Origin of the sequence: Streptomyces sp. KR55, from assembly GCF_052245645.1 — a bacterium.
Lineage (GTDB): Bacteria > Actinomycetota > Actinomycetes > Streptomycetales > Streptomycetaceae > Streptomyces > Streptomyces flavusporus.
Map to the genome: position 1 here is coordinate 1 of NZ_JBQQCE010000478.1, position 7565 is coordinate 7565.

Annotated in this window: 7 protein-coding genes; all 7 read left to right on the forward strand. The window is 70.4% G+C overall.

Annotated features, from left to right (window positions below):
- The first annotated feature begins 482 nt into the window (after positions 1-482).
- Positions 483-2255: a DUF5941 domain-containing protein gene (locus ACTWQJ_RS42420; RefSeq protein ID WP_443311754.1), complete on the forward strand. Its 1773-nt coding sequence runs from the start codon at positions 483-485 to the stop codon at positions 2253-2255.
- A complete protein-coding gene (locus tag ACTWQJ_RS42425; RefSeq protein WP_443311755.1) occupies positions 2252-3013 on the forward strand; it encodes a phosphocholine cytidylyltransferase family protein in 762 nt (253 codons plus the stop codon). The genes ACTWQJ_RS42420 and ACTWQJ_RS42425 overlap by 4 nt, the downstream gene beginning before the upstream one ends.
- Positions 3001-4062, forward strand: coding sequence for an iron-containing alcohol dehydrogenase family protein (locus ACTWQJ_RS42430; protein ID WP_443311756.1), 1062 nt, complete (start codon positions 3001-3003; stop codon positions 4060-4062). Before ACTWQJ_RS42425 ends, ACTWQJ_RS42430 begins: the two co-directional genes overlap by 13 nt.
- On the forward strand, positions 4040-4819 hold the full coding sequence (locus ACTWQJ_RS42435) for a CDP-alcohol phosphatidyltransferase family protein (RefSeq protein WP_385258923.1): 780 nt from the start codon (positions 4040-4042) through the stop codon (positions 4817-4819). Before ACTWQJ_RS42430 ends, ACTWQJ_RS42435 begins: the two co-directional genes overlap by 23 nt.
- 5 nt (positions 4820-4824) lie before the next feature.
- Positions 4825-5697 (forward strand): glycosyltransferase family 2 protein, encoded by an 873-nt coding sequence (locus ACTWQJ_RS42440; protein WP_129802463.1) that lies wholly within the window; start codon positions 4825-4827, stop codon positions 5695-5697.
- 98 nt (positions 5698-5795) lie between these two features.
- Entirely contained in the window at positions 5796-6725 is a 930-nt protein-coding gene (locus ACTWQJ_RS42445; protein WP_443311757.1) for an ABC transporter permease, read from the forward strand.
- Positions 6718-7497 carry an ABC transporter ATP-binding protein gene (locus tag ACTWQJ_RS42450; protein ID WP_224733929.1) on the forward strand — a complete coding sequence of 260 codons (780 nt, stop codon included), beginning with the start codon at positions 6718-6720 and terminating at the stop codon, positions 7495-7497. Before ACTWQJ_RS42445 ends, ACTWQJ_RS42450 begins: the two co-directional genes overlap by 8 nt.
- Positions 7498-7565 lie beyond the last annotated feature (68 nt).

Sequence of the window (7565 nt, forward strand, 5' to 3'; positions counted from 1 at the left end):
GGGTCTGGCACGCCCATCTGCGGCGTTGTCGTCGGTTGTCGACTCCCCCACGCTCGGCTTCGCTCGAGCGGGAGGGGCCCCATCGCGTCGCCGCCCTCCTCCGCCTTGCAGCTGGACGCACCAGACCCCGCTCACCTGCGCTTGTAGGGCGCCGCCGATTTCCTGCGACCTGATCCGCCGGACAGGCCCCAGCCCGGCCGAAAAGACCGTCGGCCCCCACGGCGGTGCCGGATGTCGTGAATGCCCGTTCTGGGAGCGCGATTTTGTGCGGCGGGCCCGGCATCCCTGATGATGATCGACGCGGAGGTCCCAGCAGACCGTGTCGACCGGGCCATGAACGGCCGGTGAACACAGGCTTGTCATCATCCGATAGCCTCTGCCGACATGTCGCCCGCCTGGCGCAGCCGATCACGCGGCCCGGGGGCGCCTCCACCATGCACACGGCCGACGTGGATGCGTTGGCACCCAGGGAGTGAGTTCGGTTGTCGACCGCCATCCTCACCGGCCAGCCGGTCCCCGGATCGTCGATCGAGGACGATCTGCGGTCCCTCGGCTTCGAGGTGTGTACCGCCGCCGACCCGGCCGCCGCCGAGACCCTCCTTGCCCAGGTGCCGGCCGGCGAACGGGTCGCCGTGGTCGACGCGGGTTTCGTCGGCCACCTGCACGCCCTGCGCCTCGGCCTCACCGACCCCCGCTTCCCGCTCGCCGCGATTCCGGGCGCCGTGACGGCCCAGCCGGCCGGCCGCCGGGCGCTGACCCGCGCGCTGGCCCGCGAGAACTCGGCCGGCGCCGGGACGACCCTCGTCGGTAGCCTCGCCGACCGTATCGTCACCGCCCTCGACGCCGACGTGCACCGTCCCGAGCTCGGCAGTCTGGTCGCCGCGGTCCCCGCGGACCCGCAGGCCCGCAACGAGGCACGGCAGGCCGTCGCCGCCGTCGACGACGAGGCCGTACGCCTGAAGTCCGCCGTGAAGGCCCGCGACGGCTTCTTCACCACCTTCTTCATCAGCCCTTACTCCCGCTACATCGCCCGCTGGTGCGCCCGCCGCGGCCTCACCCCCAACCAGGTCACCACCGCCTCCCTCATCACCGCCCTGATCGCGGCGGGCTGCGCGGCCACCGGTACCCGGGGCGGCTTCATCGCGGCCGGCGTCCTGCTGATCGCCTCCTTCGTGCTGGACTGCACCGACGGCCAGCTCGCCCGCTACTCGCTGCAGTACTCCACCCTGGGCGCCTGGCTGGACGCGACCTTCGACCGGGCCAAGGAGTACGCCTACTACGCGGGCCTCGCGCTCGGCGCGGCCCGTGGCGGCGACGACGTGTGGGCCCTCGCCCTCGGCGCGATGGTTCTGCAGACCTGTCGGCACGTCGTCGACTTCTCCTTCAACGAGGCCAACCACGACGCCACGGCGAACACCAGCCCCACCGCCGCCCTCTCCGACAAGCTGGACAGCGTCGGCTGGACGGTGTGGCTGCGCCGGATGATCGTCCTGCCGATCGGCGAACGCTGGGCGCTGATCGCCGTCCTGACGGCGGCCACCACCCCCCGCATCACCTTCTATGTGCTGCTGATCGGCTGCGCCTTCGCGGCCACGTACACCACGGCGGGCCGCGTCCTGCGGTCGCTGACCCGCAACGCCCGGCGGACGGATCGCGCGGCGCAGGCGCTGGCCGACCTCGCGGACAGCGGTCCGCTCGTGGAACTGCTGAAGCGCACCGCTCCGCGCTTCCCTGCGCCCCTCAGCGCCGCCGCCGGCGGCCTCCTCGTAGTGATCTCCGCCGCAGTTTGGGGCGCCGCATGGCCGACCCTGCTGTGCGCGATCGCGTACGCCGCCCTGTCCGCCGTCGCCGTCGCACGCCCCCTCAAGGGCGCCCTGGACTGGCTGGTCCCGCCCTTTTTCCGGGCCGCCGAGTACGGCACCGTCCTCATCCTGGCGGCTGAATCCGAGGTGAACGGAGCGCTTCCCGCAGCTTTCGGGCTGGTTGGGGCCGTCGCCTACCATCACTACGACACGGTCTACCGCATCCGCGGCAACGCGGGGGCGCCCCCGCACTGGCTGGTGCGGGCGATCGGGGGGCATGAGGGCCGGACGCTGGTGGTCACCGTGCTTGCCGTGTTGCTGACCGCCGCGCAGTTCAAGGTCGCGCTCACGGTCCTCGCCGTGGCCGTAGCCCTGGTGGTGCTCGTCGAGAGCACCCGCTTCTGGGTGTCCGCAGGGGCCCCCGCCGTACACGACGAAGGAGAACCCGCATGATCGGCCTCGTGCTGGCGGCCGGCGCCGGCCGGCGTCTGCGCCCCTACACCGACACCCTGCCCAAGGCACTGGTGCCGGTGGGGCCCGCGGGCACCGAGGACGGGACCGACGGGATCACAGTTCTCGACCTGACCCTCGGCAACTTCGCCGAGATCGGCCTGACCGAGGCCGCGATCATCGTCGGCTACCGCAAGGAGGCCGTGTACGAGCGCAAGGCGGCCCTGGAGCAGAAGTACGGCCTGCGGCTCACCCTCATCGACAACGACAAGGCCGAGGAGTGGAACAACGCCTACTCCCTGTGGTGCGGCCGTGACGCCCTCAAGGACGGCGTGATCCTCGCCAACGGCGACACCGTCCACCCGGTCTCCGTCGAGAAGACGCTGCTCGCCGCCCGCGGCGACGGCAAGAAGATCATCCTCGCCCTCGACACCGTTAAGTCGCTGGCCGACGAGGAGATGAAGGTCGTCGTCGACCCCGCCAAGGGCGTCCAGAAGATCACCAAGCTGATGGACCCGGCCGAGGCCACCGGCGAGTACATCGGCGTCACCCTCATCGAGGGCGACGCCGCGCCCGAACTGGCCGACGCCCTGCGCACGGTGTGGGAGAACGACCCGCAGCAGTTCTACGAGCACGGCTACCAGGAGCTCGTGGGCCGCGGCTTCCGGATCGACGTCGCCCCGATCGGCGACGTGCCGTGGGTCGAGATCGACAACCACGACGATCTCGCCCGGGGACGGGAGATCGCGTGCCAGTACTGACCCGGCTCATACCCTCGCCGGTCGTCGTGGACATCCGCCCGGGTGCCCTCGACGATCTGGCCGGCGTGCTCGCCGACGAACGCATCTCGCACTCGGGCAAGCTCGCCGTCGCTGTCAGCGGCGGTTCCGGCGCCCGGCTGCGGGACCGGGTCGCCCCGCAACTGCCCGGCGCCACCTGGTACGAGGTCGGCGGCGGCACCCTGGACGACGCCGTCCGGCTGGCCGCCGACATCAAGGCCGGCCACTTCGACGCACTCGTCGGCCTCGGCGGCGGCAAGATCATCGACTGCGCCAAGTTCGCCGCGGCACGCGTGGGCCTGCCGCTGGTCGCCGTCCCCACCAACCTCGCGCACGACGGCCTGTGCTCGCCGGTCGCCACCCTCGACAACGACGCCGGCCGCGGCTCGTACGGCGTGCCCAACCCGATCGCCGTCGTCATCGACCTCGACGTCATCCGCGAGGCCCCGGTCCGCTTCGTCCGGGCCGGCATCGGCGACGCCGTCTCCAACATCTCCGCGATCCGGGACTGGGAGCTCGCCCACCGCGTCAAGGGCGAGAAGATCGACGGCCTCGCCGCCGCCATGGCCCGCCAGGCCGGCGAGGCGGTGCTCCGGCACCCGGGCGGCATCGGTGACAACGACTTCCTCCAGGTACTGGCCGAGGCGCTGGTCCTCAGTGGCATCGCCATGTCCGTGTCGGGCGACTCCCGCCCCTCCTCCGGCGCCTGCCACGAGATCAACCACGCCTTCGACCTGCTCTTCCCCAAGCGTGCCGCCGCCCACGGCGAGCAGTGCGGGCTGGGCGCGGCCTTCGCCATGTACCTGCGCGGAGCCCACGAGGAGTCGGCCTCCATGGCCGAGGTGCTGCGTCGGCACGGACTTCCGGTGCTGCCGGAGGAGATCGGCTTCACGGACGACGAGTTCGTCCGCGTCGTGGAGTTCGCTCCGCAGACCCGGCCCGGCCGCTACACGATCCTCGAACACCTCGACCTGACCACCGACCAGATCAAGGACATCTACGCCGACTATGTCAAGGCCATCGGTAGCTGAACTCCGCCCCGTCGTTCACCCCGCGGGGGTGAAGGACCGGCGCAGCGGTGAGCACTGGATGGGACGCCTCTACATGCGCGAGGTGTCCCTGCGGGTCGACCGCTACCTGGTGAACACCAGGGTCACACCCAACCAGCTCACGTACCTGATGACCGTCTGCGGTGTCCTCGCGGCCCCGGCACTCCTGGTGCCGGGGATCCCCGGGGCGGTGCTCGGCGTGATCATGGTCCAGCTCTACCTGTTGCTGGACTGCGTCGACGGCGAGATCGCACGCTGGAAGAAGCAGTACTCGCTGGGCGGTGTCTATCTGGACCGCGTCGGCGCCTACCTCACCGATGCCGCGGTCCTCGTCGGCTTCGGCCTGCGCGCCGCCGACCTGTGGGGCAGCGGCCGTATCGACTGGCTGTGGGCCTTCCTCGGCACTCTCGCCGCCCTCGGCGCCATCCTGATCAAGGCCGAGACCGACCTCGTCGGTGTCGCCCGCCACCAGGGCGGACTGCCGCCGGTCAAGGAGGCTGCCTCCGAGATGCGCTCCTCCGGCATGGCGCTCGCCCGCCGCGCCGCGGCCGCGCTCAAGTTCCACCGCCTGATCCTCGGCATCGAAGCCTCCCTGCTGATCCTGGTCCTGGCGATCGTCGACCAGGTCCGCGGCGACCTGTTCTTCTCCCGGCTCGGCGTCGCGGTGCTGGCCGGCATCGCGCTGCTGCAGACCGTGTTGCACCTCGTGTCCATCCTCGCCTCGAGCAGGCTGAAGTGAGCGGCATGAAGGTCGGGGCGGTCATCATCACCATGGGCAACCGCCCCGAGGAACTGCGCGCCCTGCTCGACTCGGTCGCCAAGCAGGACGGCGACCCGATACCCGTGGTCGTCGTCGGCAACGGCTCACCCGTGCCCGAGGTCCCCGACGGTGTCCGCACGGTCGAGCTGCCCGAGAACCTCGGCATCCCCGGCGGCCGCAACATCGGCATCGAGGCCTTCGGCCCCAGCGGCCGCGACGTCGACATACTGCTGTTCCTCGACGACGACGGCCTGCTCGCCCGCACCGACACCGCCGAGCTGTGCCGCCAGGCCTTCGCGGCCGACCCGAAACTCGGGATCGTCAGCTTCCGCATCGCCGACCCGGACACCGGCGTCACCCAGCGCCGTCACGTCCCCCGGCTGCGCGCCTCCGACCCGATGCGCTCGTCCCGGGTCACCACCTTCCTCGGCGGCGCCAACGCCGTCCGCACCCAGGTCTTCGCCGAAGTCGGCGGCCTTCCGGACGCATTCTTCTACGCACACGAGGAAACCGACCTGGCATGGCGGGCCCTCGACGCGGGCTGGATGATCGACTACCGGTCCGACATGGTGCTGTACCACCCGACGACCGCGCCCTCGCGGCACGCGGTCTACCACCGCATGGTCGCCCGCAACCGCGTCTGGCTCGCCCGCCGCAACCTGCCCGCCCCCCTGGTGCCGGTCTACCTGGGCATCTGGCTGCTGCTCACCCTGCTGCGTCGCCCCTCGCGGCCGGCCCTGCGAGCATGGTTCGGCGGGTTCCGGGAGGGCTGGCGCAGCCCGTGCGGCCCCCGCAGGCCCATGAAGTGGCGTACGGTGTGGCGGCTGACCCGGCTGGGCCGACCTCCTGTCATCTGACAAGCTCGTCCCTGAGAGCATTCGGGGCGTAACGCTCGGCTCCCGGCCCGTGGCCGGCCAGCACCGGCCGCGCATCTCGAAGACGAAAGTTTCCACCAGTGAGTGAGACAACCCACGACCGCTCAGTCGCGGTGACCGCGCCTGCGTCACCCGACGAGGGACTGACCGCGGCGGAGCTCGCGGCGAAGTACGGCCTGTCCGTGAGCGGCGCCCGGCCCTCCCTCGTCGAGTACGTCCGCCAGCTCTGGGACCGGCGTCACTTCATCCTCGCCTTCTCGCGGGCGAAGCTGACCGCCCAGTACAGCCAGGCCAAGCTCGGCCAGCTGTGGCAGGTGGTCACGCCGCTGCTGAACGCGGCCGTGTACTTCTTCATCTTCGGGGTGATCCTGGAGGCCGACCGCGGGATGGAACGCGAGGTCTACATTCCGTTCCTGGTCACCGGCGTGTTCGTGTTCACCTTCACGCAGAGCTCGGTGATGGCGGGCGTGCGCGCGATCTCCGGCAACCTGGGGCTGGTCCGCGCCCTGCACTTCCCGCGGGCCTCGCTGCCGGTGTCCTTTGCGCTCCAGCAGCTCCAGCAGCTGCTCTTCTCGATGATCGTGCTGTTCGCGGTGACCGTCGCCTTCGGCAGCTACCCGGACCTGTCCTGGGTGCTGATCGTTCCGGCGCTGGCCCTGCAGTTCTGCTTCAACACCGGCCTCGCGCTGATCATGGCCCGGGCCGGTGCCAAGACGCCCGACCTGGCGCAGCTGATGCCGTTCGTGATGCGTACCTGGATGTACGCGTCCGGCGTCATGTACTCCATCCCGATCATGCTCGCCGACAAGCCGCAGTGGATCGCCGACGTGCTGCAGTGGAACCCGGCGGCCATCTACATGGACCTGATCCGCTTCGCCCTGATCGACGGCTACGGCTCCGAGTGGCTCCCCGACCACGTGTGGGCGGTCGCGGGCGGCTGGGCCCTCCTCTTCGCCGTCGGCGGCTTCGTGTACTTCTGGAAGGCGGAGGAGAGGTACGGACGTGGCTGAGCGCACCCCCGAGGACCGCATCCCCACCGTCATCGCGGACGACCTGCACATCGTCTACCGCGTCAACGGAGCCAAGACCGGCAAGGGCAGCGCCACCGCAGCGCTCAGCCGCATTCTGAAGCGCGGCGAGGAGCGCGGCGTGCGCAAGGTGCACGCCGTGCGGGGTGTCTCCTTCGTCGCCTACCGCGGCGAGGCCATCGGTCTGATCGGCTCCAACGGCTCCGGCAAGTCGACCCTGCTGCGCGCCATCGCCGGCCTGCTGCCCGCCGAGAGCGGCAAGGTCTACACCGACGGCCAGCCCTCGCTGCTCGGTGTGAACGCGGCCCTGATGAACGACCTGACGGGCGAGCGGAACGTGATACTGGGCGGGCTCGCCATGGGCATGTCCCGGGAACAGATCAAGGAGCGCTACCAGGAGATCGTCGACTTCTCCGGCATCAACGAGAAGGGCGACTTCATCACCCTCCCGATGCGCACCTACTCCTCCGGCATGGCCGCCCGCCTGCGCTTCTCCATCGCCGCGGCCAAGGACCACGACGTCCTGATGATCGACGAGGCCCTCGCCACCGGCGACCGCAAGTTCCAGAAGCGCTCCGAGGAACGCATCCGGGAGCTGCGCAAGCAGGCCGGCACGGTGTTTCTGGTCAGTCACAACAACAAGTCGATCCGCGACACCTGCAACCGCGTCCTGTGGCTGGAACGCGGCGAGCTGCGCATGGACGGCCCGACCGACGAGGTCATCAAGGAGTACGAGAAGTTCACCGGCAAGTAGCCCGGTCGTCCGGGGCCTGGTTTTTTGGTTCCTTTTTTTCCGCCCCAGGGGAACCCCCAAAACCGGTG

What these genes read in the sequence shown, in the direction of transcription:
- ACTWQJ_RS42440 (WP_129802463.1), top strand. Translation starts at nt 4,825, where the DNA reads ATGAAGGTCGGGGCGGTCATCATCACCATGGGCAACCGCCCCGAGGAA.
- ACTWQJ_RS42435 (WP_385258923.1), top strand. Translation starts at nt 4,040, where the DNA reads ATGTCAAGGCCATCGGTAGCTGAACTCCGCCCCGTCGTTCACCCCGCG.
- ACTWQJ_RS42425 (WP_443311755.1), top strand. Translation starts at nt 2,252, where the DNA reads ATGATCGGCCTCGTGCTGGCGGCCGGCGCCGGCCGGCGTCTGCGCCCC.